This window comes from Xenorhabdus siamensis, assembly GCF_037996745.1.
Taxonomy (GTDB): Bacteria; Pseudomonadota; Gammaproteobacteria; order Enterobacterales; family Enterobacteriaceae; genus Xenorhabdus; species Xenorhabdus indica.
Genome location: NZ_JBBMXE010000012.1, coordinates 133,545 through 159,814, shown reverse-complemented (window position 1 = coordinate 159,814; position 26,270 = coordinate 133,545). Strand labels below are relative to the sequence as shown.

The 26,270-nt window shown below is 38.5% G+C and carries 25 protein-coding genes, 1 tRNA gene and 3 pseudogenes; 17 read left to right on the top strand and 12 right to left on the bottom strand.

What is annotated here, in order from left to right; all coding sequences use genetic code 11:
* Positions 1-153: 153 nt before the first annotated feature.
* The 3 genes and pseudogenes from AAC852_RS12890 (at position 154) to AAC852_RS12880 (ending at position 2,246) form a co-directional block, all read left to right on the top strand.
* The gene (locus AAC852_RS12890) at positions 154-1,371 is read left to right on the top strand and encodes a tyrosine-type recombinase/integrase (RefSeq protein ID WP_340621382.1); all 1,218 of its coding nucleotides are present in this window, start codon (positions 154-156) and stop codon (positions 1,369-1,371) included.
* A gap of 264 nt (positions 1,372-1,635) precedes the next feature.
* Positions 1,636-2,079 (top strand): annotated as a pseudogene (locus AAC852_RS12885) (DDE-type integrase/transposase/recombinase); the annotation flags it as partial.
* Positions 2,076-2,246: a GNAT family N-acetyltransferase gene (locus AAC852_RS12880; protein ID WP_340621381.1), complete on the top strand. Its 171-nt coding sequence runs from the start codon at positions 2,076-2,078 to the stop codon at positions 2,244-2,246. The pseudogene AAC852_RS12885 and the gene AAC852_RS12880, both read left to right, overlap by 4 nt.
* Before the next feature lie 57 nt (positions 2,247-2,303).
* On the opposite strand, the gene AAC852_RS12875 is transcribed toward AAC852_RS12880, so the two are convergent.
* Positions 2,304-2,380 (bottom strand) — tRNA-Asp (locus AAC852_RS12875).
* Positions 2,381-2,518: 138 nt separating this feature from the next.
* Entirely contained in the window at positions 2,519-3,268 is a 750-nt protein-coding gene (dnaQ, locus tag AAC852_RS12870; RefSeq protein ID WP_340621380.1) for a DNA polymerase III subunit epsilon, read from the bottom strand.
* A gap of 63 nt (positions 3,269-3,331) precedes the next feature.
* Here dnaQ and rnhA point away from each other — a divergent pair, with 63 nt between their 5' ends.
* Complete coding sequence (gene rnhA, locus AAC852_RS12865; RefSeq protein WP_340621379.1) at positions 3,332-3,802, top strand: ribonuclease HI; 471 nt, start codon at positions 3,332-3,334, stop codon at positions 3,800-3,802.
* An 11-nt stretch (positions 3,803-3,813) separates the two neighbouring features.
* On the opposite strand, the gene AAC852_RS12860 is transcribed toward rnhA, so the two are convergent.
* Entirely contained in the window at positions 3,814-4,539 is a 726-nt protein-coding gene (locus AAC852_RS12860; protein WP_340621378.1) for a methyltransferase domain-containing protein, read from the bottom strand.
* A gap of 48 nt (positions 4,540-4,587) precedes the next feature.
* On the opposite strand from AAC852_RS12860, the gene gloB reads away from it, so the two are divergent.
* Together gloB and mltD are read left to right on the top strand one after the other, a co-directional pair.
* Positions 4,588-5,343, top strand: a complete 756-nt coding sequence (gene gloB, locus AAC852_RS12855; protein ID WP_340621377.1) for a hydroxyacylglutathione hydrolase — start codon at positions 4,588-4,590, stop codon at positions 5,341-5,343.
* A gap of 72 nt (positions 5,344-5,415) precedes the next feature.
* On the top strand, positions 5,416-6,747 hold the full coding sequence (gene mltD / locus AAC852_RS12850; protein WP_340621376.1) for a murein transglycosylase D: 1,332 nt from the start codon (positions 5,416-5,418) through the stop codon (positions 6,745-6,747).
* 219 nt (positions 6,748-6,966) lie between these two features.
* Here mltD and AAC852_RS12845 read toward each other — a convergent pair whose 3' ends face one another.
* Together AAC852_RS12845 and AAC852_RS12840 are read right to left on the bottom strand one after the other, a co-directional pair.
* Positions 6,967-7,737 (bottom strand): ABC transporter permease, encoded by a 771-nt coding sequence (locus AAC852_RS12845; protein WP_340621375.1) that lies wholly within the window; start codon positions 7,735-7,737, stop codon positions 6,967-6,969.
* Complete coding sequence (locus tag AAC852_RS12840; RefSeq protein WP_340621374.1) at positions 7,734-8,660, bottom strand: ABC transporter ATP-binding protein; 927 nt, start codon at positions 8,658-8,660, stop codon at positions 7,734-7,736. Before AAC852_RS12840 ends, AAC852_RS12845 begins: the two co-directional genes overlap by 4 nt.
* Before the next feature lie 181 nt (positions 8,661-8,841).
* Between AAC852_RS12840 and can the strand changes: the two genes are divergently transcribed.
* Entirely contained in the window at positions 8,842-9,495 is a 654-nt protein-coding gene (gene can, locus AAC852_RS12835) for a carbonate dehydratase (RefSeq protein ID WP_340621373.1), read from the top strand.
* A gap of 80 nt (positions 9,496-9,575) precedes the next feature.
* Here can and hpt read toward each other — a convergent pair whose 3' ends face one another.
* Positions 9,576-10,112 (bottom strand): hypoxanthine phosphoribosyltransferase, encoded by a 537-nt coding sequence (gene hpt / locus AAC852_RS12830; protein WP_340621372.1) that lies wholly within the window; start codon positions 10,110-10,112, stop codon positions 9,576-9,578.
* Between the two features lie 437 nt (positions 10,113-10,549).
* Entirely contained in the window at positions 10,550-10,816 is a 267-nt protein-coding gene (locus tag AAC852_RS12825; RefSeq protein WP_340621371.1) for a hypothetical protein, read from the bottom strand.
* 526 nt (positions 10,817-11,342) lie between these two features.
* Here AAC852_RS12825 and AAC852_RS12820 point away from each other — a divergent pair.
* Positions 11,343-11,780, top strand: a pseudogene (locus AAC852_RS12820) (transposase); the annotation flags it as partial.
* A gap of 283 nt (positions 11,781-12,063) precedes the next feature.
* Here the strand turns inward: AAC852_RS12820 and AAC852_RS12815 are convergent.
* On the bottom strand, positions 12,064-13,032 hold the full coding sequence (locus tag AAC852_RS12815) for an IS30 family transposase (RefSeq protein WP_340621369.1): 969 nt from the start codon (positions 13,030-13,032) through the stop codon (positions 12,064-12,066).
* A 244-nt stretch (positions 13,033-13,276) separates the two neighbouring features.
* On the opposite strand from AAC852_RS12815, the gene AAC852_RS12810 reads away from it, so the two are divergent.
* Positions 13,277-14,152 carry a YopJ family acetyltransferase gene (locus tag AAC852_RS12810; protein WP_340621368.1) on the top strand — a complete coding sequence of 292 codons (876 nt, stop codon included), beginning with the start codon at positions 13,277-13,279 and terminating at the stop codon, positions 14,150-14,152.
* Positions 14,153-14,643: 491 nt separating this feature from the next.
* On the opposite strand, the gene AAC852_RS12805 is transcribed toward AAC852_RS12810, so the two are convergent.
* Complete coding sequence (locus AAC852_RS12805; protein WP_340621477.1) at positions 14,644-14,844, bottom strand: Arm DNA-binding domain-containing protein; 201 nt, start codon at positions 14,842-14,844, stop codon at positions 14,644-14,646.
* A 328-nt stretch (positions 14,845-15,172) separates the two neighbouring features.
* Between AAC852_RS12805 and AAC852_RS12800 the strand changes: the two genes are divergently transcribed.
* The 3 genes from AAC852_RS12800 to speD all read left to right on the top strand — a co-directional run bounded on the left by AAC852_RS12800 (position 15,173) and on the right by speD (position 17,303).
* Entirely contained in the window at positions 15,173-15,520 is a 348-nt protein-coding gene (locus AAC852_RS12800) for a YacC family pilotin-like protein (protein WP_340621367.1), read from the top strand.
* Between the two features lie 101 nt (positions 15,521-15,621).
* On the top strand, positions 15,622-16,482 hold the full coding sequence (gene speE, locus AAC852_RS12795) for a polyamine aminopropyltransferase (RefSeq protein WP_340621366.1): 861 nt from the start codon (positions 15,622-15,624) through the stop codon (positions 16,480-16,482).
* Between the two features lie 26 nt (positions 16,483-16,508).
* Positions 16,509-17,303 carry an adenosylmethionine decarboxylase gene (speD, locus tag AAC852_RS12790; RefSeq protein ID WP_340621365.1) on the top strand — a complete coding sequence of 265 codons (795 nt, stop codon included), beginning with the start codon at positions 16,509-16,511 and terminating at the stop codon, positions 17,301-17,303.
* Between the two features lie 115 nt (positions 17,304-17,418).
* Here the strand turns inward: speD and AAC852_RS12785 are convergent, their stop codons facing one another.
* Positions 17,419-17,967 (bottom strand): cysteine hydrolase family protein, encoded by a 549-nt coding sequence (locus AAC852_RS12785; RefSeq protein WP_340621364.1) that lies wholly within the window; start codon positions 17,965-17,967, stop codon positions 17,419-17,421.
* 258 nt (positions 17,968-18,225) lie between these two features.
* Between AAC852_RS12785 and AAC852_RS12780 the strand changes: the two genes are divergently transcribed.
* The 5 genes and pseudogenes from AAC852_RS12780 (at position 18,226) to AAC852_RS12760 (ending at position 25,383) form a co-directional block, all read left to right on the top strand.
* The gene (locus AAC852_RS12780) at positions 18,226-18,855 is read left to right on the top strand and encodes a response regulator (RefSeq protein ID WP_340621363.1); all 630 of its coding nucleotides are present in this window, start codon (positions 18,226-18,228) and stop codon (positions 18,853-18,855) included.
* Positions 18,856-18,858: 3 nt separating this feature from the next.
* Positions 18,859-20,435, top strand: a pseudogene (locus AAC852_RS12775) (MASE1 domain-containing sensor histidine kinase).
* A gap of 200 nt (positions 20,436-20,635) precedes the next feature.
* On the top strand, positions 20,636-21,922 hold the full coding sequence (locus AAC852_RS12770; RefSeq protein WP_340621362.1) for an MFS transporter: 1,287 nt from the start codon (positions 20,636-20,638) through the stop codon (positions 21,920-21,922).
* A gap of 374 nt (positions 21,923-22,296) precedes the next feature.
* Positions 22,297-23,868 (top strand): AbgT family transporter, encoded by a 1,572-nt coding sequence (locus AAC852_RS12765; RefSeq protein WP_340621361.1) that lies wholly within the window; start codon positions 22,297-22,299, stop codon positions 23,866-23,868.
* A 240-nt stretch (positions 23,869-24,108) separates the two neighbouring features.
* On the top strand, positions 24,109-25,383 hold the full coding sequence (locus tag AAC852_RS12760; RefSeq protein WP_340621360.1) for a DUF1479 domain-containing protein: 1,275 nt from the start codon (positions 24,109-24,111) through the stop codon (positions 25,381-25,383).
* Positions 25,384-25,408: 25 nt separating this feature from the next.
* Here AAC852_RS12760 and AAC852_RS12755 read toward each other — a convergent pair whose 3' ends face one another.
* Together AAC852_RS12755 and AAC852_RS12750 are read right to left on the bottom strand one after the other, a co-directional pair.
* A complete protein-coding gene (locus AAC852_RS12755; RefSeq protein ID WP_340621359.1) occupies positions 25,409-25,696 on the bottom strand; it encodes a helix-turn-helix transcriptional regulator in 288 nt (95 codons plus the stop codon).
* A gap of 46 nt (positions 25,697-25,742) precedes the next feature.
* Complete coding sequence (locus AAC852_RS12750) at positions 25,743-26,261, bottom strand: DJ-1/PfpI family protein (protein ID WP_340621358.1); 519 nt, start codon at positions 26,259-26,261, stop codon at positions 25,743-25,745.
* Positions 26,262-26,270 lie beyond the last annotated feature (9 nt).

Sequence of the window (26,270 nt, the reverse complement as noted above, 5' to 3'; positions counted from 1 at the left end):
TTTGTTTTGAAGTTTGTCCATGATTATTATTTTTATATAAATATCAAATAATTAATAAATCATTCAACTGTATGTTGTTACAGTGTTTATTGACGTTTTTCTGCTTTTGCAGCACACTTCGTATAAATATTTGTATAAATATATTGGGTGATCATGGCTGCCGAACTAAACAAGCTCAGTGACAAAAAACTTAAAACCCTGCAAGGAAGAGAAAGAGACAATATTGAGTTTTTTGCCGATGGTGCTGGACTGAGTGCCAAAGCATCTAAAGTTGGTGGTATTAGTTGGGTTTTTACCTATCGGCTTGATGGCAAGAAGTTAAACCGCCTTACCATTGGGCGCTATCCTGATATGCCTCTCAAACAAGCCCGTGAAACGCGGGATAAATGTCGTAACTGGTTGGCATCCGGTAAAGATCCCAAGCTTCAATTTAACTTAGTGATGCAGAAATCATTAAAACCAGTCACTGTAAAAGACGCTATCGAATATTGGATAGAGCACTACGGCAGAGAAAATCGAGTCAATATTGATACCCTCATTCTTCAATTAGAAAAACATATTTATCCTTATATTGGTGAAATGGCATTACCTGACTGTGAAACAATATATTGGCTACAATGCTTTGATAGAATGAAAAAGAAAGCTCCGGTGGCTGCTGGTTCTGTATTTCAATTGTGCAAGCAAGCTTTAAAATTTTGCTGGGTAAGAAGGTATGCAGTTAGCCATGTATTGGATGATTTAACTATTCAGGATATTGGAAAAAAACAAAATAAAGGCCAGCGATATTTAGAAGATAATGAACTTGGTCAATTATGGGACTCCATAAATACAGGTATTTACCTACCTTATTATAATAATTTATTGAAAATTTTGGTTGTATTTGGTTGTCGGACACGGGAGATCAGGTTATCTAAATGTTCAGAATGGAATTTGAATTCTATGTTATGGACGGTCCCAAAAGAAAATAGCAAGACAGGTGAGAAAATCATTCGTCCAATACCAGAATACATGAAGCCATTTTTAATGAATATTATTCACCAAAACCATAAAAGTGGTTATCTCTTAGGGGAAATTAAAAAACTTGAAGCAGTCGCACAATATGGCAGAAAAATATGGAAAAAATTAGAGCATGGTGAGGAATGGTCTTTGCATGATTTAAGGCGAACGTTTGCAACTAAATTAAATGATATAGGCATCGCACCTCATGTAGTTGAGCAACTGTTAGGCCATGCATTGTCGGGCATTATGGCGATATACAACAAGAGTCAATACCTGCCAGAGAAGCTGGACGCCTTAAACAAATGGTGTGAGCGACTGGATGTATTAGCGGGCAATTATGAAAATGTGGTTATATTAAAAGCAGCTCAATAATAGGAATTAATGAGTTTGATGATGAGCATGATAATTGTGATATATACGTAACAAATGTGGATTTCTTTCGTAATAATTTCTGGTAAGTAAAATACCCTCACAAAAACAATTAAACAGTGAGGGTTGTTGTGCTTTAATAAATTCGGACATTTTGGTAAAGGAATAGAATGACTTTAATTAAGGTGTCTTTATGAAACGAAAATCGCCCCAAAAATTTACTGATAACTTTAAAAGAGAAGCTGTCAATCTGGTTGTTGAACAGGGTTATACCTGGCCATCGTGATGGATTTATACTCGCGGCGTATCGTGGGATGGCAGATGTCAACGGAGATAGATACGACCCTGATCAGCCAGGCCTTAACGAAAGCGTATCACTTACGCCAGCCGTCAAAAGGCTGTGTTTTTCACAGTGATAGAGGCAGCCAATAGACAAGCCAGCCATATCGGAATCTGCTCGACAGTTATGATATGAGAGCGAGTCAGGGGGATGTGGGGGCCTGTTGGGATAATGCAGTCGTTGAACGTTTCTTTGGCAGTTTAAAACCTGATTGGCTCTTCAAAATTCATCATGAAAATCAGGCGGAGATGAAAAAAGATGTGCTGGATTATCTGCATTATTACAATTTAACGCGATTACACACGGCTAATAATGATTTAACTCCTGTGGAATATGAAATGGCCTTCGTAAAAATGTCCGATTTTTCTTGAGCAGAACACACCAGCGTAGTTTGCTGGTTTTGGATACTCGCACCAATGATCCAGCTTCTTCCCTTTATCGAAAACTTGGCTTTGTTGAAGTCGGGGAAATTCCAAATTATGTTATTAATTCTACTGGTGAATTTTCAGCAACAACCTATTTCTATAAGTTGATTTGAATTCTTTGATAATCAAAGGGAAAAGCCCTGAGTTAAAAACTCAGGGCTTACAAATTCTGGCGGTGCGGACGGGACTCGAACCCGCGACCCCCGGCGTGACAGGCCGGTATTCTAACCAACTGAACTACCGCACCGCAGGGTGTTCTGGTTGAGAACGGGGTGGATAATACGAGCCTCCGCACAATCCGTCAATCGTTTTTTATAATAAAATAGTGCACTTGCACGGTTTTTCACCTTAATGGCAAATTAATCCCCACTTATCATACTCTCAGTCAATGTAATTGTTCAGGTTCTGTTCGCCACAGGCAACTTCCCCCTTTCTTTTGTACCAGATCCAAACGGGATTCATGCTGAATCAATTCCTCATCAGAAGCATAAATAACTCTCAACCCCGCCTGAGGGCGAGTGATTTTTTGAATTTCTGCAACCTGCGCATTGTTGGATACTTCCCCTTCCATCGAAAAAACCAGTGATGTCTGACCGCCAGTCATTGCCAGATAGACATCAGCCAGAATTTCGGCATCGAGTAATGCCCCATGAAGAGTACGCTTCGAATTATCAATATGGTAACGATCGCATAACGCATCAAGGTTATTACGTTTACCGGGGAAAAGCTGCCTTGCCAGCATCAAACTATCCGTAATCGTGCAAAATTCCGCGGTTGGCGGAATATCACGATTAAGTTTGCTGAACTCATAATCCATAAAGCCAATATCAAACGTCGCGTTGTGAATGATCAGCTCAGCACCACGGATAAATTCAATAAATTCATCAGCAATATCAGCAAATTTGGGTTTATCCAGCAAAAATTCATCACTGATACCATGAACCTCAAACGCTTCCGGATCAACCAAGCGTTCAGGTTTAATATAGATATGGAAATGACGCCCTGTAAGGCGGCGGTTGATCACTTCCACCGCTCCGATTTCAATGATGTTATGCCCCTCGTAGTGAATTCCCAGTTTATTCATACCGGTTGTTTCGGTATCGAGGACGATTTGACGGGTAATTGCAGTGCTCATAGTGTTTTTTTGTGTCAGACTTAGAGTTTTGATTGAAGATAATATAGGAAGAGTCTACCAAATATGAGCAAACAGGTAGAAATTTTCACCGATGGTTCTTGCCTCGGTAATCCCGGCCCTGGTGGATATGGTGTTTTACTTCGTTATAAACAAAAGGAAAAAAACCTAAGTAAAGGCTACTTCCGCACAACCAACAACCGAATGGAACTTATGGCCGCTATTATCGGGCTGGAAGCACTCAAAGAACCCTGTAAAGTCATTCTGACCACCGATAGCCAATATGTTCGCCAGGGTATTACTCAATGGATCCACAACTGGAAAAAACGTGGCTGGAAAAAAGCAGACAAATCTCCCGTGATCAATGTTGATCTGTGGCAACGACTGGATAAAGCCATTTCATCCCATGATATTGACTGGCGTTGGGTTAAAGGGCATACAGGCCATCGGGAAAATGAATTATGTGATGAATTGGCTCGCACAGCAGCGAACTCCCCGACTCAAAATGATGATGGCTATATCGAAAATGAAAACTGACCTATAAGAAATTAATAGCGTTGGTGAAAATTTTTCGCTGCCCCTAACGCATTACTGAATTTAGGTTTCAACAATCTGGCCCGCATGGGATTGATAGTTAAAGGTATTGTCCGCTTGCGGGCAATAATCACATTCAGACAACCAAACAGTGATGTCGTCTGCTCATAGAAACTATTTCCACTCTTCCACGGTAAGACATGGAAATTAGCATGGTAAAGCACTTCATAGTTAAGCAAGCGAAGCCAGTCCAATTGACGAAAACTGGAAAACATTTGGGCACGATGGGCACGATAAGTTTGCCTGCGACATACAGGTGAAATCACTTTTCTCAGCCCTAATAAACTTATTGGATTAAAACCAGAAATGATCAACCAGCCGTCATCAATCATAATCCGATCCACTTCCCGAAGCAGCCAATGAGGATCAACGCTATAAGTCAACATATGAGCCAATAAACAGGCATCAACGGATTTCGCTTCGAAAGGAAGATAATGAGGATCAGCAATCACATCCATACCTTCGCCTGCCAATCCTACATTGACCTGGTGGCTGATTAGGCAAGAGCGACTGTCAATTTCTGCACTTAAATTACCGACCTTAACGAAATGAAAGCCAAAAATTTTTGGCCACCACGGTTCCAATTGACGTTCCAAAGCGACACGGTAATATTCTCCCCAAGGTAACTCAGCCCAAGATTCAGGAGGAGTTATTTGTTTGATTACATGTACTGATTGCATGTCATCTTCCTTTCAACCTACAAAGCTATTGTTAAAATGAGGCATATAATGAAGCTTATCAGGCTCCCCGCCCTTTCAGATAACTATATTTGGTTACTTTGTGATGAAGACAAACGTTGTGTCGTTATCGATCCTGCTGAATCACACCCCGTCATGGAAATTTTAACAGCTAACCAACTTATCCCCGTTGCTATCTTGCTAACACACCATCACTACGACCATGTTGGTGGTGTCGCTGGCTTGTGTAAACAATATCCTGAATTACCTGTGTATGGTCCAGAAGAGACCCGAAGTAAAGGGGCAACCCATATTATCCATGAACATGATGTCATTGATATTGGTCATTTCTCTTTCCAGATTATAGCATTACCGGGTCATACACTTGGTCACATCGCTTTCTATCAGGCACCTTACCTGTTTTGTGGAGATACCCTGTTTTCAGGAGGTTGTGGCAGACTATTCGAAGGTACGGCTGAACAAATGTTTTCTTCTCTTGAAAAAATCGCATCGCTACCCGATGACACATTAATTTGTTGTGCTCATGAATATACCGCCACAAATTTGAAATTTGCGCGATCAGTATTACCTGAAAATCAAACAATTCACGATTATTATAAAAAAATTATTGAGTTACGCGAAAACAATCAAGCGACAGTGCCCACTACTTTACAGACAGAGAGGAAAATTAACGTTTTCCTAAATTGTCACGATCTTGATTTACAAAAAAATATCGGTATCAAACCTAATTCAATACCACTTTCTTCTGTTTTTCAGCAATTAAGGGCTTATAAAGATCGATTTTGATTTTGTTGGGTTGTCTTCTACGTAATAGGTCAGTATGATTGCTCACCTTTTAGGCATACATCAAAAGAAAATATGAAGACAAAAGCGATCTTGTTCGCGTCTGTCTTGCTTGCCGGGTGTCAATCGGGTTTCCAACCAAAGTCTCCCTCCCAGCAGCATGCACAGAAAATGTCTTCGACTAATCAAAAAATAGAAGGTATTGCAGAGCCAGACGAGACTGCAAACTGGAAGGTGAGTCCGACAGCCCAACAAGATTTGTGGGGACATATCCGTGATGAGTTGAAGATGGAAATTCCTGACAATAACAGGGTACGTGAACAACAAAATTATTATCTGAAACACAAGAGCTATCTCCAAAATGTGGCGTTACGAGCAGAGCCATATATATATTGGATCGTTGAACAGATTGATCAACGAAATATGCCCATGGAAGTGGTCTTACTTCCCATAGTGGAGAGTGCTTTTAATCCCCATGCTACATCTTACGCCAAAGCAGCGGGTTTGTGGCAAATCATTCCCAGTACAGGCCGCCATTATGGCTTGACACAGGATAAGTGGTACGATGCTCGTCGTGATGTCGCTGCATCCACAACCGCAGCTTTAGATATTCTTGAACGTTTGAACGTGCGCTTTAATGGGGATTGGTTATTAACTATCGCAGCTTATAACAGTGGCGAAGGCCGGATCATACGTGCAATCAAAGAAAATCAGTCGCGGGGGAAACCAACAGATTTTTGGTCATTAGCATTACCTCGTGAAACCATGCACTACGTTCCCAAGGTACTGGCGCTCAGTAATGTTATTCGTCACAACGAAAAATTTGACCTTAAATTGCCAAAACCCAACAATCAACAGGCTCTTGCCAAAGTTGAAGTAGGGCAACAAATCACATTATCACAAGCTGCTGAGTTATCCGGGTTATCACTGACTTCCATCAAAACCTATAACCCTGGCTATAAGCAAGGTATGACATCTCCCTATGGGCCACATTACATTATGTTGCCGAAAGAGAATGCCAGCCAGCTTAAACACTCACTGGCAGATGAAAATGTTTTAAAAAATATCCGTCTGGCCGTTGCCAGAAATATTCGTCAGCTACAACAACAGAATCATTACACTGTCCGTTCTGGTGATACGTTATCAGCAATTGCAAAACGTTTTAAGACATCTCACCATCAGCTACAAAGGTTAAATGGCTTGAAGACGGCTAATAGACTCAGGGTTGGACAAGTTTTGAAGGTTCATACTAGCGATTCTGTTACGTATCAGGTTCGCAAAGGTGATTCCTTTGCCAGCATCGCCAAGCGGCATGGTGTGAATCTTAATGATCTGATGAATTGGAATAAAAACATCAAGATCAAAGACATTAAACCCGGTATCGCTCTGACGCTTTATATTAACTGATTTATCTTATCCACCAGTGTATAGTTTCCTGCCTTTCAGGCAGGGAGTTTTTGCTATTTAAAGCAAATTAACACATACCGTTATTAAAATAGTTTGAATACCATAACAAAAGTTCAACCGTCTCTAAAATTGAGAAATTTTTTAACAAGAATACGCTGCTTTGTTGTGTTACACAGCAGAGCAGCATATTTGCCGATTTTTCTGTTCAGACGATCCCGCTTAAGTTCTCAACCCTCTGCCCGACTCGATCAAATACCAAGCTAATAAGTAAAAACCGAGAATAAATATACCTAACATACCTAATGTCATTACCAGAGACACATCCGCAATACCGAGGAAACCATAGCGAAATCCACTGACCATATAAACGATTGGATTTAGCTTCGATACCATCTGCCAAAATTCAGGCAGTAAAGTCAGGGAATAAAATACACCCCCCAAATAGGTTAATGGCGTCAGAACAAAAGTCGGAATGATACTGATATCATCGAAGGTTTTCGCAAAAATGGCATTTAACAAGCCAGCTAATGAAAATAAGATCGATGTTGCCAGTAGGGTTATTACGACCATTCCCCACGAATGAAGATGTAACGGCACAAAAAGCAAAGAAACCAGTGTAACTAAAATGCCCACACATACACCACGAGCCACTCCACCGCCGACAAACCCGGCTATAATGACATGTGTTGGCACAGGTGCAACCAGCACTTCTTCAATACTACGCTGGAACTTAGCACCAAAAAAGGAAGAAGAGACGTTTGAATATGAGTTGGTGATCACAGACATCATAATCAGACCGGGAACAATAAACTGCATATATGCTACGCCCCCCATTTCTCCAATACGGGAACCCACTAGATTGCCAAAAATGACAAAATAGAGAGACATAGTAATCACTGGTGGTAGCAAAGTTTGTACCCAAATACGACCAAAGCGAGTAACTTCTTTGATCCAGATAGTTTTCAATGCCACCCAGTATAGTTGGATCATTGACGAGCTCCTTGGCTATTATTTGTCAACCCAATAAACAGCTCTTCCAGACGATTCGCTTTATTACGCATGCTGTTAATTTGGATACCCTGCATACTCAATTGGGAAAAAATATCATTTAATCCCTGCCCACGTTTCACATCCACTTCTAATATGGAGGTATCCACCAAACGATAGCCATAACCCTGAAGGACTGGCATATTTCTTTTCGGTGCTAAATCGAATAAGAACGTTTCCAGTTCCAGTTGGCTGAGTAAATCCTTCATGCTGGTATTTTCCACCAACTCACCATTCTGAATAATGCCAATATTACGGCAGAGCATTTCAGCCTCTTCCAGATAGTGAGTTGTCAGGATGATAGTCGTTCCCTGTGCATTCAACGTTTTCAGAAATTCCCACATAGAACGACGTAGTTCAATATCCACGCCAGCAGTAGGTTCATCTAAAATTAATAAATTCGGCTCGTGTATCAAAGCACGGGCAATCATTAGACGGCGTTTCATACCTCCTGATAAACGGATTGCCCGTTCATTGCGTTTGCCCCATAGGTCCAGTTGTGACAGATAGTTTTCTGCTCTGCTTTGCGCCACATCGCGTGGTACACCGTAATATCCCGCCTGATTCAATACAATCTGAATCACTGTTTCAAATGGATTGAAATTAAATTCCTGCGGCACTAAACCCAACTGACGTTTGGCATTGACCAGATCCGTATCAATATCGTAACCAAATACGTTGACCTTACCGCTACTTTTATTAACCAAAGAACTGATGATGCCGATGGTAGTCGATTTTCCTGCACCATTTGGCCCCAAAAGCGCGTAGAAATCACCAGCTTCTACACGTAGATCAATCCCACGCAATGCTTTCACTCCACCTTTATAGGTCTTCGTGAGCTGAGTTAACTCTAATGCATAAGCCATAAGTCAAAAACACCTTTATTCTTTGCTATTTTTGAATGCAAGATAGAGATTATGCCATTATTTTCCCTATACTTCTTTTCAATGATAGGGATCAAAGCAAAAACATTACTCAATTAAATATTAAATTCTCAATTAATGTTGTATATGATTCTATCTCAAAAATGTTGCCAGGCTATTAGTCATGATGAGAAAAATTGAAGAGCTGTTTGCCAGGAACAAGCAGTGGTCTAAATCCGTAAATGAAGAAAACCCGCATTTCTTCAATGAATTATCAAAAGCACAAAAGCCCCACTTTCTATGGATAGGCTGTTCTGATAGCCGTGTACCCGCTGAAAAGCTTATCGATGCCGCACCGGGTGATCTTTTCGTTCACCGGAATGTGGCGAACCTTGTTATACACACCGATTTAAATTGTTTATCCGTTGTACAGTATGCTGTCGATGTTTTACAGGTTGAGCATATTATCATCTGTGGTCACTACGGATGCGGTGGTATTGAAGCGGCAGTAGACGGTACTGAATTAGGCTTAATCAACAACTGGCTGCTCCACGTTCGTGATTTGTGGTACAAACACAGTTCAATGCTTGGCGAGTTGCCGCCTAATGATCGACTGAATCGTTTATGCGAACTAAATGTTATTGAACAGGTTTATAACCTTGGTCATTCAACCATTATGCAGTCAGCGTGGAAACGGGGGCAAAAAGTGATGATCCACGGTTGGGTATACGGTTTGAAGGATGGTGAACTATATGATCTGGATATTACCGCAGACAGCCGGGAAAAATTGGAACTAAATTACCGCCAGGCAATCTCCAAGCTGGCTAATAAAAAGTAACAAATTTCTGTAAAAATGAATGGCAGCTAAAACTGCCATTTACTTACTGCACCAATGCTCTTGTGCATTAGCACAAGAATTTACTCTTCCAACAGAATAACATGGCCGATATAAGGCAGATGGCGATAGCGCTGAGCATAGTCAATGCCATAACCAACCACGAATTTATCTTCAATCGAGTAACCAATCCATTCAACTGGCACATCAACTTCACGACGGGATGGCTTGTTCAGTAACGTACAAATTGCCAACGAGTTTGGTTCACGCAGGGCTAGGATTTCACGTATTTTATTTAGTGTATTGCCTGAATCGATAATATCTTCAACGATCAACACATCTTTACCACGAATATCTTCATCCAGATCCTTTAGGATTTTCACATCGCGGGTAGAGCTCATTCCATTACCATAGCTGGACGCTGTCATAAAATCCACTTCGTGAGAAACCTGAATTTCACGGCATAAATCCGCCATGAAAATAAACGATCCTCTTAACAAGCCAACCAATACCAGTTCACGACCACTATTGCGATAATGCTCTGTAATCTGTTGCCCCAGTTCAGCAATGCGTCGTCTAACCTCCTGCTCGGAGATCATTACTTCTACAATATGTTTCAATTTTCACATACCCATTTGTTTTAAAACAATAAACTCATCTTTAATTATGTTGATAAATCACCAATATTGATACACCGAGTGATATACAGTTAGTCGCACAAAGACGGACACATAAACAAACATGAGAACAAAATATTTGCGGAGTATACCAGAAGGTATCGATTGCGGTAAAAGAGGAAGCTGGGTTTTCAAATGGAACTGATTATTTTTATGATTTATCCCGAACCTTGCGTTCAATCAATCGACCATACGAATCAAGATAGCGACTAGGCCAGATTTATGAGGGATGTATTTCGAGCAAGATGATCTTGCTACTCTGCGCTTAAGGCAAACACGATAAATCTTCCACATGTCAAAATATATAAAAATGCAAATAGTCCAAATAAAAACGGGTTAATTACATAAATTAACCCGCACATATTTATAATCTCATTAATTTAGTCTTTTACAGGTATCAAATCTGCATCCCAAGCCTCAAATTCATCCGTATTTGAGGTGTTGTTACATGAAGAACACAAAGGAAGTATATATTCTCTATTACCATCCCCGCTTCTGATTACATGCCCTCCAATATCAGCAGAACCGCTGCATCTACGAGATTCACATTCTTCAGCCTTCTTGCCTTTTTTATTCTCCCAGAAATCTAACCAGCTATTATAACCAGTAGGAGGATTTTTATTGTTTTTCACTTTAATATAACTCATTCTATTACCCTTTGATTTTTATGAAAATAATTAACTTCGCTGAGCAGCGATAGATTATTAAATTCTACCCAGTGATAATTAGATAATTAAACTTATGTTTTCTCAATGAAAAATAAGCGTTCTATATGATAACCATATAAAATAAAAAGTTAATACACATGCTTATATAAAAATAAACTTTATGACATTAGTCTCAATTCAAGGAGCTGGGAATTACCTAACCAAATAATTTATTTTTTGAATTTTTTACCCTATTGACATTTTCAGTGTTTTCTAAATTACAAATAAAATGAGTTATAAAAAATTAAATTTACTTCTTAAATAAAAACCATTGTGTAATAATAAAACTTCACTAATATTTTATATTATCCTTCTCAATTTGTGGTTGTCGTGGAAAAATAAAAGATTATCTATACTCCACTGAATAATGCTAATCGCTGCTTCTGCTCTTCACTCAAGATAAATGCAATCTCTTCATGTTTAATCTGCCATGTGCCAAATCTAATCGTATTTATTTTAACCTACTTTTAAGATACAAGGGCATCTCATGATAGATGAAATCGGCGTAGTAACGGGATTCACGTTGACACCTGCTAATGTCAGTGAGCGCAAAGCAAGCTGGGATGTGGTCGGCCCGATAAAAGGCTATTTGCTCGGTGACAAAGGGTATTTAGGCGTTGAGTTTAAACAGGAAATGAATAAATCGGGTATTGAAATAATTACGCCAGTGCGTGCCAATATGGATGATCCCGTCCCCAAAGAAACGAGAAAGTGTATTAATGCCAAACGCCGTCTAATTGAAACCGTGATTGGTCAACTTGCCGGACAATTTGCTATCGAGAAGTGCTGGGCGCGAGATCTATGGCACTTGAGTAATCGAATAGCCAGAAAACTGCTTTCTCATACATTGGGCATTTTTGCTCATTTTAAACAAGGTAAAAGACAACGCGACTGGCTTCAATAAGCTAACGTTATAAGGTGTTAAAGTCGAGCATCGCGTGAAGTTATCTACTTATGATAGGTAGTCACACAATAATATGGATATAAAAGGAAATTATATAATTTCTCAGATAATAGCTTTTATTTTCTACCAAAGTACTTTCTAAAAATCTTTTAAGATAGCCTGTCATATATCCTATATATAACTCTATTAACGCCTTGTTATTATTTGAATTTTAATCATTGATACGGTCTTTACTAACTGTATACTCTGTTATTCTTGCATTCACATAATAAGTGCAACACCGTTATAAACGAAGTAAATGAGTTGATATTCCTTTAAATAATTCATTCGGTGTTTTGTAATTCCTCGTTTTACGAGGACGATTATTTAATCGGTTTGCCACAAGATTCACCTCTCGCTCTGATACCTGATTAAAATCAGTTCCTTTTGGGAAGTAATCTCTGATTAATCCATTTATGTTCTCATTTATTCCTCTTTCCCAAGGGGAATACGGGTGAGCAAAATAAATTTTTGCCTCTAAATTTTTACTGATAAGGGCATGCTCAGCAAACTCCAATCCGTTATCAAAGGTCATTGTTTTAACTTTGTTTTTTATCCCAAATAAGTGTCTTGTTGCCGCTTTTGCAACGCCTTTTGCTGTTTTATCTTCCAGTTTAATGATGAAAGTAAATAGCGATTTTCGTTCAACTAAGGTCAATAATGCACTTTTATGATCTTTGCCAACTATTGTATCGCCTTCCCAATCACCAATACGTTGCTTTTTATCAACACATTTTGGGCGTTTTTCAATACTGACTCTGTTTTTAATTTTTCCTCGGTGTTCATGACTTCCATAACGTTTACGATACGGTTTTTTAGCTATTCTGAGATGCTGGTATAAGTCACCACCATTCAGTTTATCTTTATAAATCAACCTATAAACTGTTTCATGATGCAAAGAGATGATATTTTCTCTTTTGAGATAACCGACGGTTTGTTCAGGACTCAAATCTTGCCAAGTTAACTGTTTAATCAATTTGACGATCATAGGTGTCACTTTGACAGCTTTTATCGCGGTATGGCGGCGCTCTGAGGCTTTAAGTTGAGCCTGTTTAGGGCAGTATTTCTCGTCTTCCTGATTTCGTCTCAATTCCCGGCTAATTGTTGATGGAGCTCGATTAAGCGATGTTGCGATAAAGCGTTGTGTAAAACCGGCTTCTTTTAAAGTGAAAATCTGGTATCTTTCTATTTCGGTCAGTTGTGTATAGGCCATAGCGCATTTTCCTTTGGCGAGAAAGATGCCTACTATAGCAACTGACCGCCTTTCTTAGAAATTGCACTTATTAGGCGAATCCAAGATTCTTTTATTTAAATCAATATATAGATAATCATTAATTGCTTCCCTTGAGCGATAAATCGAGTAATATAGAAAAGTAAGTAATTTTAGGTGGATTATCTATCAGCAATTAAACCATATGGTTACAAAAATACGTTATATGGCTATTGGAGCGTTAAAAATGTTTGATAAAGACTCTTTAAACAAATATATAAAAAAAACTCAGTTAGACAAACAAAATGGCATTCAATTCAATGATATAAGTATGGATATGTCAAATTGTAAAATAATATTAAGTCATTTGAATTCAAAATACTCAGATATGAACTCTCATCCTGATATTATAAATGTAGATGATTTCATTAAAAAAATAAAAACCACTCCCCCAAATAATAATGAAACAAAGCTTTTTATTGTTAACGCTGGTAGAGATAGAACACATTTTGCCACCGCTAATGTTTTTAAAGATACGAATGATAAAATTTCCATCATTTTTGTTGATTCAAGTCGTGGAAGAAATCAGTTTATTCTTTTCACATTATATTCAGAATTTAAAAATACTTCTAACATAAAAACTCTTTATATTTATAACCAAATACAAAATAGTGATGGAGATTGTCTACTTTTCTCACTCCATTTTTTAAAAAAAATGCATAAACACCGTAATCACTTTATAAAACTTCATCAAGATATTTTTAATGATGAAATAAAATTCATTAGAGAAGAAAATACCATTTTCAATCCACAAAAAGAACTTAATGATGATTATTTAGAGAAAGCTCGTGCTGTATTTTTCGATCAAGCAATAAAATTATTACCTATTGATTTTTTTAAACATGCACAGTCAATGAAGCCAATTAATGCCTACTTAGCAAGCCATCCTGATGAAACCAGTAAAAAAGTGAACAAATGGCAAGGAGGGGAGACATTAATAAACAGATATAATCGCCATGAAGTGACACGTATGATTGACGAAAAACAACGAACCTATAGTAGCTCTATTGAAGAAAAAAGACTTAGCCTTGCACAGGCTGCACTACGTTGGCTTGGTGAATAATTAATAAACGACATCTGTAAGGTTATAATCTCTCATATTTTGAGTTACCTATTTGACAGGGAAATTTCGAGAGAGGAATCATTTTTGCTGTTACAACCCCATATTTCAAGCTAACTTCATATTCAATAAGGTTAGTTTCATCAAGGGGGTAAGAATAAATTTGACCTTGCTTCTTGCCTTTCAATAACAAGTAAATGATGTGTCATATCTTGTCTCCTATAATAGGTTTTCCAATAAATGCCCATGCTGCATGAGCCAAACAGGATACACTAGGATTATTTATCTGTTCCAGCATGAATGAAAATGCACCAATGAAATTATGATTAACTTCTATTCTTAAATAAAATCAGATAATTAACCCAGTAAAATTGCAGGTGATGCCACAAAAATTATACTAACGCTAACGCGCGCTAGACAGGTTGTTTCTGTTTTATTTACCTGCCAGAAGTGAGCTCCCCTAAAAATCTTTTTACTCCTTTCAACTGTACACCCTATCCACAAGTCAGGTAATAACTTGAAAATAATACACTGCTCGCGTTTTCCCTTGCCACTTTTAGGGAAATATCAGGATAACGTCCCAGAGTTAGACGCTCTAAGCGACTGACTCGCCCACTATGACGATATGCAAATATCCAACTTAGTTGTCCACCTTTAGGGGCCTTAACACTTAACCCTTCACCATCTGCAAACATAGCCAATGAAAGCACATGATAGCATCAAAACACGATGTCTTTTGCTTCTACAATATGTTTCATTATAAATATAACCAGTTGATTTTATTCTAAATAACCACAATAGCCATCAATAATGAGCGTGATTATTTACACACCGATCAACACCATAAGCTCATAAAATAACACTCTATGTCATCAGAACAAAACCCTATTCATTAACACACGGTTAATTTTTTCCTGGTAATTAAAAGGTCATTTTCCAAATTCAGGTAAATAAAGTTTGGCTAAAAAAGATATTAATATGTTAACTTAGGCAAAACAGCAAAAAATCAATATAATAGGAATTATGCAAAAACTTGCCTTATTGTCTTACATCCTGGTTCTATTTGGTTTCACACAACCTGCAAGGGCTTTGTCTGAAAATGAAGCTGAAGATCTTGCTGATCTCACCGCAGTTTACATCTACCTAAAATATGATTGTGGTTATAGTCAGATCCCGGAAAGGGAAATCAGACGTACAATCGTTTATTTTGCTCAACGTAATAAATGGGATCTCAGTAACTATGATGGTCAGTTAATGGAGAAACTAAATCAGTTAGGCTATAACGATCTGAAAGGAATTAACCTACCTCATGAGGTAAAATGTCGTTCTCTTGCCCGGCGCTCCCTTAGCCTACTTGCTTATGTCAAATAACTTTCTAATCACTCTCAGGTAAATATCACAGTGTCACTAACTTATTAGTTGGCTATTATGTGCACCTCATAACTATGAGTGCACAATGGAGGATACCATACATGTCACAAGAAAACGTTTGGTATGAAACATTACATGCCAATTTTGGCCAGTATTTCACGGTCGAAAACGTGCTCTATCACAATAAAGCCGAACATCAAGATCTTATTATCTTCGAAAATGCAGAAATGGGTCGCATTATGGCTCTTGATGGCGTAGTACAAACTACAGAGCGTGACGAATTTATTTATCATGAAATGATGGCGCATGTTCCATTGTTTGCCCATGGTCAGGCTAAAAACGTTTTGATTATTGGCGGAGGAGATGGCGGCATGTTGCGTGAAGTTTGCCGTCATAATTATCTCGACAATATTACTATGGTAGAAATTGATGCAGGAGTTGTTGAATTTTGCCGCCAATATTTACCAAACCATAATGCAGGAGCTTATGACGATCCCCGTTTCAAACTCGTTATTGACGATGGTGTCAACTTCGTTAATATAACTTCTGACAAATTTGATATCATTATCTCTGATTGTACTGATCCAAAAGGGCCTGGAGAAAGTTTATTCACATCTGAATTTTATGAAGGCTGTGCTCGCTGCCTGAATGATAGCGGCATTTTTGTAGCCCAAAATGGCGTTTGCTTCCTGCAACAGGGTGAAGCTATCACAAGCCATAAAAAATTAACTCATTGTTTTGCTGACAGCGGTTTTTATCAGGCTGCTATTCCCACTTACTACGGTGGGATCATGATATTTGCATGGGCCACCCAAAATCCTGATTTGCGTCAAGTACCTCTGGAAACTCTGCAACAACGTTTCGACAATGCGGCTATAACCTGCCGTTACTACACCCCGGCGATACATGCAGGTAGCTTTGCGTTGCCACAGTATTTGCTGGATTCTCTTGGAAACCAATAGTCACCCATACCGGGAGGTGAAATAAATTGCGTAAACTGAAATTGCACGGCTTTAACAATCTCACAAAAAGCTTGAGTTTTTGTATCTACGACATTTGTTATGCAAAGACAAAAGCCGATCGCGACAGTTATATCGCGTACATTGATGAACAGTATAATGCAAATCGCTTAACGGAAATTCTCAGTGAAACCTGTTCAATCATTGGTGCAAACATTCTTAACATTGCTCGCCAAGATTACGATCCTCAAGGGGCAAGTGTAACCATTCTAATGAGTGAAGAACCCATAGATCCCAGACTTGTGGATAATACGGAAAATCCAGGCCCTCTGCCTGACTCTATCGTCGCCCATTTGGATAAAAGCCATATTTGTGTACATACCTATCCAGAAAGTCACCCTGATGGGGGCATATGTACATTCAGAGCGGATATTGAAGTTTCCACTTGTGGCGTCATTTCACCACTTAAAGCGCTCAATTATCTGATCTATGAATTGGAATCTGACATTGTAACGATGGACTACCGTGTTCGTGGTTTTACCCGGGATATTAACGGGGTAAAATTGTATATCGACCACGAGATGAGTTCCATTCAAAATTATGTGACTGAAGAAATCCAATCTCAATACCATATGATGGATGTGAATATTTTTCAGGAAAATCTTTTCCATACCAAAATGATGCTAAAAAAATTTGATCTGAACGAATATTTATTCAATACCACAGCCGAAGAATTAAGCAAAAAAGAAAAAAACGAAATTATTTATTTGCTTAAAAAAGAGATTCAGGAAATTTATTACGGTCGCAATTTACCGAGTATCTAAAGATTATTCTTTCTTTTAAAAAAATCGGCTGACAGATATTATATCTGCCAGCCATGTTATAAAAAATAGCATAATCAATAAAACTGCAATATGAAAGGTAATTTCACTAAAATATTCATAGAGAATATACACCAAGTGCTGTACTTGTTGTAATTTCAGCCCCATAAATTGTTTTCAGATAATCGAGAGCCTCATCCTGATCTGCCCTCAGAAAAACACAAACAGCATCAGATAATATTTTGATATTATAGCCGCAAAAAAATGCACCATAAGCAGTATGCCGGATACAACAATCGGTATGCTGACCAGTCAATATCACTTCAGTCACCCCATATCGCTCGAAAACTGCCTCCAGATCTGTTCCATCAAAAGCACCGTAGAAACGTTTGGGAGAAATAATCTCTCGCGCTACTCCAATCGGAGCCAAGGCGTTAATCACTTTAGCTCCGAATGTCCCCGCCACAGCATGCCTTCCCCAAATTGACACTTCCCGATCATTTTCCTGATGGGAATCATTAGAATACACAACCAACCAATCAGGCTGACTCCTGGCATGATTAATCATTTTCTGGATCACAGGAACAATTAGCATTGCATTCGCTTCATTGGCGAGAGCACCAGTCACAAAATCATTTAACATATCAATTACAATGAGTGCTTTCATTTGAGTATCCTTATTTTCAAATAAAGAAATATCGATTAGAAATGAAACCACTGTTTATAATTCACCATATATCAGAAAATATCTACTCCAAGATCATATTATTTAAGCAATCTTATTATTTTACTTTTATTTCAATAGATAACATTATTACTTATCATCCAGGACGCTATTGAACATTAACTCATTCAGTTGTACTAAAGCTTTTTCATAAACTTTATGATATATAAAATACATTTATACTAAAAATCACCATAAAAAATGAAGATAAAAGTCGCACTTATTGATGATCATGTTGTTGTTAGATCTGGATTCGCCCAGCTACTCACACTTGAAGATGACATTACAATAGTAGGGCAATACAGCAATAGTAAAGAAGCATGGCCTGACCTACTAAAAAGCAATATTGATATAGTTATCATGGACATTTCTATGCCACATGAAAATGGCTTGCAACTCCTTGCACGACTGCGTCCTAATCACCCTAATTTTCGTACTATGATACTTAGCATTTATGATACGGCTGCTCTTGTGCAAACCGCTCTTGATTCAGGAGCTCGTGGCTATCTGACAAAATGCTGTGGAGCAGAAGAACTGGTACAAGCAGTACGAACCGTTCATAAAGGAGAGATTTATCTTTGTGCCGATGCCATGAAAGCTTTACACCAGAAACCGCAAGAGTTAAATGCCCTACAAATACTGACACCACGAGAACGAGAGATATTTAATCTTTTAATTAATGGAGTAAACGCCAGGAATATTGCAGAGCAACTAATGTTGAGTCCTAAAACTGTACATGTTCACCGAGCCAATATTCTAAATAAATTACAGTGTGACACCACAATTGATCTTGTCCATTATGCATTACAACATCAAATTATTACGAGCTAATAAATGAATTGGAAAGTACGCTTTAGTTTACAATCTCTGTTTTTATTGATTTTTTATTCTTTTACCTGGATTTCACTATGGATAATCAGTTTTTATTTGAGTAAAAATGGACAGCAGGCCGCTCTTTTTTTACCTCAGGGGTTGAGACTGATTCTTATGATTTTGCTCTGGAAGCGTTACCTGCCAATCCTGATTATCAGTGAGAGCAGCATCCTGTTATGTTTAAATAACGAACAACTTATTACAAACTTAGTTATTTTACTCTCCCCTATTATCAGCTTGATAACAGTCTTAAGCATTAAACAGATATGGAAATATTATTCTCTTTATTGGCAGCAACTCTCCATTCTGCTAGCTTCTGTTATCATTAACAGTTCATTACAAACCCTTTTCCTCAGTAGCCTATTATCCTGTAAATCCGGCCTCATTTTTCTCGTTCTCTAACTGGCGGAGTTCTGTTATCCCCATTTATTTATCTGATTTATATCTATATATATGAGCAAAATCTAAAATCTCAATACATTACTGACAACTCAACTTATCCACAATTACGCACATCATTACTAATGTGGTGCTTTTTATTCAGTTTATTGGGCATTAGCGGGCAATTCTTTCTATCTCCCAAAATTGAGGGACTTTTGTCAATTTTAGTCTTTATTCCCAATGTTTTTATAGCTTACCATTATGGTTGGCAAGGCGGTGTATTATCAGCACTATTAGGAAGCTTAATCGTAACTTTTGCACGTCAATTTAGTGGTTCATTCAGCGAATTACAAGAGCTAGAGATTTTTTTAACTACCCAAGCATTATTGGGGATCGGACTTGGTATAGCCATCAGCCGCCAGCAACAATTAGCTGGTAGCCTTATGCACCAGCAACGTTTAACAGAAAATCTTAACCGCTATCGTACTCAACTAGAAAAAGAACTGGCTGCACGTCGAATTCTGATGCAAAAAATTGTGCAGATTGAAGAAGATACCCGTAAAAATATTGCCAGAGAATTACATGATGAGATTGGGCAAAATATTACTGCTATTCAAATCCAATCCACATTAGTGAAACGTACAGCAAATTCGCCACTAACCATAAAAGCAGCCGATCAGATCAAATCTCTTGCTCAACAAATCCACCAATCTACTCGTCAACTTCTTCGCGAATTACGTCCCCCCATTCTGGATGAAATGTCATTTGAACAAGCAATTCGTCACCTTGTAAATGAGTTTGCTTTCGAGGAGCAGAATATTATTTGTCAGTTCAATTATCAATTACTACAAGAACCCCAAAATTGCACTATTACTTTGACTCTCTACAGAGTTATTCAGGAACTATTAAATAATATCATTAAACATGCCGACGCCAGTATAATAATTATTACATTAAAACAAAAAGGAAATTTCATTAAACTTCGCATTAGTGACAATGGAATCGGCATCAGAGAGAATAAAAAAAACAGCGGTCTTGGATTAAAAGGCATTGAAGAGAGGATTCGTATACTTGGTGGAAATTGGCTATTAAAAACACAAAGAGGAACACATGTTGTTGTTAATTTACCCATAAATTCAGATGAGTATATCGAGTAATCAAACAATAATCTTCATATATCAGGGAGTACCATCAATACTTAATAAATATCAAAAGGCTGAACAGCAACAATGGAACAACATTTTGGGAACATAGGTAGTGATGTAACCAGGATAAAAGGTGTAACTAACAAAACTGCAATTTGAAAGAATGAGATAAATATTCTATTTACACGGGCTTACTTTTATGGAGAAATATTATGCAAGCCAGTAGCAATGGACAGATTTCACAACAGTATCGCTATTGGCGAATTCACTTACTGATAACAATGTTGATCGGTTATGCTACATTTCAACTTACACGTAGAAGTTTGAATGTTGTTATGCCTGCAATGCAAGTGGAACTGGTATTAAATAAAAATGATATTGGCTGGATAGCTAGTCTATTTTATCTTGCTTATGGTGCCTCAAAATTTGTATCCGGCATTTTCCTCGACTATACAGGCTATCGCTGGTTTATGGGGGCTGGATTATTAATGACTGGAATACTTAATATAATTCTCACATCTTGTTCTTCATTGCCAGCTATATTAATTATCTGGACGCTGAATGGTTTTTTTCAAGGATGGGGTTGGCCTCCGTGTGCGAGATTACTGACTTACTGGTATTCCCGTAGTGAGCGAGGATTTTGGTGGGGATGTTGGAATATTTCAATTAATATCAGTGGGATACTCCTTACTCTATTATCTACACTATTGGCAACAATTTATAACTGGAAAGTAGCACTGTTATTTTCTGGAGTTATTAGTATCCTATTAGGAATTTGGTTATGTCAGCAATTACGAGGCATTCCACAAGAACATGGATTGCCCAGTATAGGTCATTGGCGGCAAGATGTGATGGAACTCAGACAAGAGCGCCCAATGCCAATGATAAAAATTTTAAAAGAAACCATCGTATTTAATCGCACTATTTGGCTACTTGGTTTTTCCTACATTTTGATCTATTTCATCAGAACAGCAATACATGATTGGGGAAGTCTTTGGCTATCAGAAAAACATGGCTCTAACTTACTCAATGCGAATACGATTCTTTCATTGTTTGAATTAGGTGGGTTACTGGGAGCACTCTGTTCAGGATGGGGCTCAGATTTACTCTTTCGTAGCCAACGAACTCCTATGATCTTACTGTTTTCTCTTGGATTATTTTTTTCGATTACAGCACTTTGGCTCGCTCCAAAGCAGAATGATGTTCTGCTGGCCATTTGTATTTTTAGTATCGGTTTTTTTGTTTTCGGCCCACAAATGCTAATTGGATTAGCAGCCACAGAATATTGCCATAAAAGAGCCGCTGGTACAGTTACAGGATACCTCGGTCTATATGCCTATCTGAGTGCAGCCATTGCGGGTTGGCCACTAAGTCAAGTTATTGAATATTATGACTGGTCTGGTATGTTTGTTCTGATTACTCTGGCAGCCGCGTTGATGGGATTATTATTAATGCCATTACTCATATCTGATGCTGATAAATACAATAAAATATCTTAAAAGCTCAACTATTCTTCATGATGTTATTTCCATAGCTACATCGTAATGCTATTGACATAACAGAGAAATGGAATAATCTTCCTAAAATTTGTTTCTGCATTAACCACTTCTTCATAAAGGTTAATGCAGAAACAAAAAGAAAACATATTGTCATAATAACACGTTAAGACATTATTATTTCAATATATTATTACTCTTACCTCTAATAATTTCCCCGTATAAAAATCAATAACATCAATTTCTTGAAAAAAAGAAAAACAAAAAAATAGAATAAAAAACTGCCTCATAATCCAGTTATTACCTCATTATTTACGATATGGTAAAAACTCAAAACATTATGTAACTTCCGTTGTTCTGTATCAGAAGGAGAAACTATGTTAATTAGAAAACAAAACGGAAGTCGCTTTCTGCGAACAATTGAATGGTTGGGAAATGCTTTACCCCATCCTGTTATTCTTTTTATGATCCTGATCGCTATTTTGTTGGTCTCTTCAGCAATCGGACAATATTTTGACATTACAGCTATTGACCCCCGCCCAGAAGGAGCAAAAGGCCGGGCTGAAGATGGAGTGATCTATATCGTCAGCCTGCTTGATGCAGATGGAATTCGTAAAATCCTCTCTAATTTAGTGACAAACTTTACCGGTTTTGCACCATTAGGAACAGTGCTGGTTGCTCTGCTTGGCGTCGGCATTGCAGAGCGCTCAGGGTTACTATCTGCGTTAATGCACCTGGTCGTAATGAAGGCTCCCAGAAAATTAACCACATTGGCAATTGTATTCGCCGGTATTATGTCAAATACTGCCGCAGAATTAGGCTATGTAGTACTTATTCCATTGGCTGCCATTATCTTCCATTCTCTCGGCCGTCATCCACTTGCAGGGCTGGCAGCAGCATTTGCCGGGGTATCTGGTGGTTATTCAGCTAATTTATTATTGGGGACTATCGACCCTCTGCTTTCCGGGATCACCCAACAAGCAGCACAAATCATTGACCCATCCTATATTGTTGGTGCTGAAGCTAACTGGTATTTCATGTTTGCCAGTACTTTCCTGATTTCTATTCTTGGCTACTATGTAACTGAAAAAATTGTTGAGCCACAATTAGGTCCATATACAAATAGTACTCTGGATGAAGATGAAAATACGTTAATAAACTCCGCAGCATTAACCGCTCTGGAAAAGAAAGCTCTTATAGCAGCCTCAATAACGTTTGCGGTACTCGGTGTGATTTTGGCACTAAGCGTTGTACCAGAAAACAGCATATTACGTAATCAGGAAACCGGATTAGTCAGCAATTCTCCATTCCTGAAATCTATCGTAGTTTTTATTTTCCTCTTTTTTTCTATACCGGGCATTGTCTATGGTTATGTCACCAAGTCAATGAAATCCAACAATGATGTGGTCGATGCTATGGCGCAGTCCATGAGCAACCTGGGCTTATATCTGGTTATTATTTTCTTTGCCTCTCAATTTGTCGCTTTCTTTGGCTGGACTAATATCGGTCAAATTATTGCCATAAAAGGGGCGAATTTCCTGAATGAAATTAATCTGCACGGCGGTCTGTTATTTATCGGGTTTATTCTGATTTGTGCTTTTATCAATTTGATGATTGGATCAGCGTCTGCACAATGGGCGGTTACTGCACCAATATTTGTCCCCATGCTGATGTTGGCAGGCTATGCCCCGGAGACTATTCAGGCAGCTTATCGTATCGGTGATTCTGTAACCAATATCATCACTCCGATGATGACCTACTTCGGGCTGATTATGGCGATAACGGTGAAATACAAAAAGGAGGCCGGTATCGGTACTATGATTTCTATGATGTTGCCTTACTCCCTGGTATTTATGGTAGGTTGGTCACTGTTCTTCTATGTTTGGGTCTTTATTTTTGGTCTACCTGTCGGCCCCGGCTCACCAATTTACTATAACCCTGTCGGTTAATGGTTTGTAAGTTAGGCTAAGTGCTTGCCCTATATATTATATTGACAGAGCAAGCATTTTCTTCTGTCCGTCATGTTAAAAACAAAAATATTACACCAACAATATTAATTAAAAATAATTTTTGTTTGTAATTTAGATGTGTTTTTCCACAAATTGACTAAAACCTTGTTGATATATTATGAATCGGAGTTAGATTAACTTTTGTCCCAATATAAAACCCATTCATAAACAGAGACTACTATGGATACTTCTTTTACCACCACCAGTTTTCCTGATGATTACCGCAAAAGAATTCGCCAGATGAAACAAATTCTGCGTAAGCAAATCGGTAACGTTGCAACTCTCTTCTCCCAAGTATGTGACAAAATAGGAAAAGAATTAACCGCAGCCAAAGAAGATGAAAAAAACATGGGTAGCGCCTGGCCTGAAATACATTGGCGTGATATGGCTGAAGGCAGAATAACAGAGGAAATCATACAAAAGATTAAGCGCCGTGGCTGTTTGGTCGTCAGGCAAAACTTCCCACAGGATCAGGCAATCGCATGGGATCAGTCCATGCTTGATTACCTCAATATCAATAAATTTGAACACTTCTATCAAGGACCAAAGGATAATTATTTTGGCAGTCTTAAAGCATCCCGGCCGGAAATTTATCCCATTTACTGGTCTCATGCACAGATGCAAGCCAGACAAAGTGAAGAAATTGCGCTGGTACAGTCTTTTCTGAATCACTTATGGAAATTTGAATCGGATGGAGTGAAATGGTTTGATCCTGACATCAGCATGATTTATCCCGATCGTATTCGCCGCAGACCACCAGGTACGACATCCAAAGGTCTGGGTGCTCACACAGATTCAGGGGCTTTGGAACGCTGGCTACAACCAGATTATCAAAACGTGTTCAGAAAAATCTTTACTAACCAGTTTACAGAATACGATCCTTGGGATGCTGCCTATCGTCCTGATGTACATGAATTCGATAGCACAACGAGATGTTCTGTTTTTAGAACATTTCAGGGCTGGACTGCGTTGTCTGATATGTTGATTGGTCAGGGACTTCTGCATGTTGTACCCGTTCCTGAAGCAATAGCCTATATTCTGTTACGCCCATTACTGAATGATGTGCCCGAAGATGAACTGTGTGGTGTTGTTCCCGGCAAAGCACTTCCTATATCAGAGCAATGGCATCCTCACCTTATTCGTGGATTATGCAGTATCCCGGCATTGCAGGCTGGCGATTCTGTCTGGTGGCACTGTGATCTTATCCACTCAGTTGCTCCTGTAGAAAATCAACAAGGCTGGGGAAATGTAATGTATATTCCCGCGGCGCCATTGTGTAACAAAAATCTGGCCTATGCCCGTCAAGTGACTGAAGCCCTTGAACATGGCACTTCACCACCAGACTTCGCTCCAGAACATTATGAAAAGAATTGGAAAAACCGTTTCACCATCGCTGAGTTAAATGCAATTGGCTTACGGGGACTTGGGTTAGGAAATCAGAATATTGAGACATAAATTTCAATTATCAATCATGGAATTATCAGGCATGGAACGCCTTTGCTTTTACCAGATTACGGTAGGCTATCGGAGTCAGCTCAAAATGTTGTTTAAACAACTTACTGAAATAGTGAGGATCCCTAAATCCTACTAGCTGTGCGACATGCAATAAATTCAGGTTATTATCTTTCAATAATTGCTTTGCTGTTAATAAACGGTAATTAAGCATATATTTATGGGGAGACACTCCGACTTGTGCTCTGATATTACGGGCTAGAGTACTTTCCGATACCCCAACATAACTGGCAATGTCTTTAATAGTGATATGCAATGTTATATTCTGCTTAATATAACTTTGGGCTATTGATACCATTTCATCAAATTGTGTGCAACCTCCCACTTGAAAAAATGGCTCTAATATTGTCATTATAGGTAATACTTGCCTTACGGTTTACATTCACGGTTGGAAACTGACGTTCAAATTTGTCATAAAAAGCCCAATGGGGTGTTACTGTATTTTTATCAAGTAAGCCCGCTTGAGCTAACCAGAATACTCCTGTTCCGGTCGCAACAATGACAGCATTGTTTTCTTTTTGCCTACGTAGCCATGAAAGGAGTTCTTTCTTGCCAACCATCGCAGGATATGGATTTCCCCACATCGGGGGCAAAAACACTAAATCAAAATCGACAAACTCTGAAAATGTATGGTAAGTATGCAGCCTAATTTGCGGTATTTGTTGGTAGTTTTTCTTCATATCTCCTACAACAGACATGACAAGCGGCTGTTCTCTCTGCTCTATGTGGCTTCTTAAACTACTGGCGCTGTTTAACATATCTGATGCTAACGTAATCCCACTTTGTAACGCTTTATCATATAAGACAAACGCTATATTCATACTCAGTCT

Excerpts from the sequence above, each read along its gene's own strand:
- AAC852_RS12890 (WP_340621382.1), top strand. The coding sequence starts at position 154 with ATGGCTGCCGAACTAAACAAGCTCAGTGACAAAAAACTTAAAACCCTG.
- dnaQ (WP_340621380.1), bottom strand. The coding sequence starts at position 3,268 with ATGAGCACTGCAATTACCCGTCAAATCGTCCTCGATACCGAAACAACC.
- rnhA (WP_340621379.1), top strand. The coding sequence starts at position 3,332 with ATGAGCAAACAGGTAGAAATTTTCACCGATGGTTCTTGCCTCGGTAAT.
- AAC852_RS12860 (WP_340621378.1), bottom strand. The coding sequence starts at position 4,539 with ATGCAATCAGTACATGTAATCAAACAAATAACTCCTCCTGAATCTTGG.
- gloB (WP_340621377.1), top strand. The coding sequence starts at position 4,588 with ATGAAGCTTATCAGGCTCCCCGCCCTTTCAGATAACTATATTTGGTTA.
- mltD (WP_340621376.1), top strand. The coding sequence starts at position 5,416 with ATGAAGACAAAAGCGATCTTGTTCGCGTCTGTCTTGCTTGCCGGGTGT.
- AAC852_RS12845 (WP_340621375.1), bottom strand. The coding sequence starts at position 7,737 with ATGATCCAACTATACTGGGTGGCATTGAAAACTATCTGGATCAAAGAA.
- AAC852_RS12840 (WP_340621374.1), bottom strand. The coding sequence starts at position 8,660 with ATGGCTTATGCATTAGAGTTAACTCAGCTCACGAAGACCTATAAAGGT.
- can (WP_340621373.1), top strand. The coding sequence starts at position 8,842 with ATGATGAGAAAAATTGAAGAGCTGTTTGCCAGGAACAAGCAGTGGTCT.
- AAC852_RS12825 (WP_340621371.1), bottom strand. The coding sequence starts at position 10,816 with ATGAGTTATATTAAAGTGAAAAACAATAAAAATCCTCCTACTGGTTAT.
- AAC852_RS12815 (WP_340621369.1), bottom strand. The coding sequence starts at position 13,032 with ATGGCCTATACACAACTGACCGAAATAGAAAGATACCAGATTTTCACT.
- AAC852_RS12810 (WP_340621368.1), top strand. The coding sequence starts at position 13,277 with ATGTTTGATAAAGACTCTTTAAACAAATATATAAAAAAAACTCAGTTA.
- AAC852_RS12805 (WP_340621477.1), bottom strand. The coding sequence starts at position 14,844 with ATGTTTGCAGATGGTGAAGGGTTAAGTGTTAAGGCCCCTAAAGGTGGA.
- AAC852_RS12800 (WP_340621367.1), top strand. The coding sequence starts at position 15,173 with ATGCAAAAACTTGCCTTATTGTCTTACATCCTGGTTCTATTTGGTTTC.
- speE (WP_340621366.1), top strand. The coding sequence starts at position 15,622 with ATGTCACAAGAAAACGTTTGGTATGAAACATTACATGCCAATTTTGGC.
- AAC852_RS12785 (WP_340621364.1), bottom strand. The coding sequence starts at position 17,967 with ATGAAAGCACTCATTGTAATTGATATGTTAAATGATTTTGTGACTGGT.
- AAC852_RS12780 (WP_340621363.1), top strand. The coding sequence starts at position 18,226 with ATGAAGATAAAAGTCGCACTTATTGATGATCATGTTGTTGTTAGATCT.
- AAC852_RS12770 (WP_340621362.1), top strand. The coding sequence starts at position 20,636 with ATGCAAGCCAGTAGCAATGGACAGATTTCACAACAGTATCGCTATTGG.
- AAC852_RS12765 (WP_340621361.1), top strand. The coding sequence starts at position 22,297 with ATGTTAATTAGAAAACAAAACGGAAGTCGCTTTCTGCGAACAATTGAA.
- AAC852_RS12760 (WP_340621360.1), top strand. The coding sequence starts at position 24,109 with ATGGATACTTCTTTTACCACCACCAGTTTTCCTGATGATTACCGCAAA.
- AAC852_RS12750 (WP_340621358.1), bottom strand. The coding sequence starts at position 26,261 with ATGAATATAGCGTTTGTCTTATATGATAAAGCGTTACAAAGTGGGATT.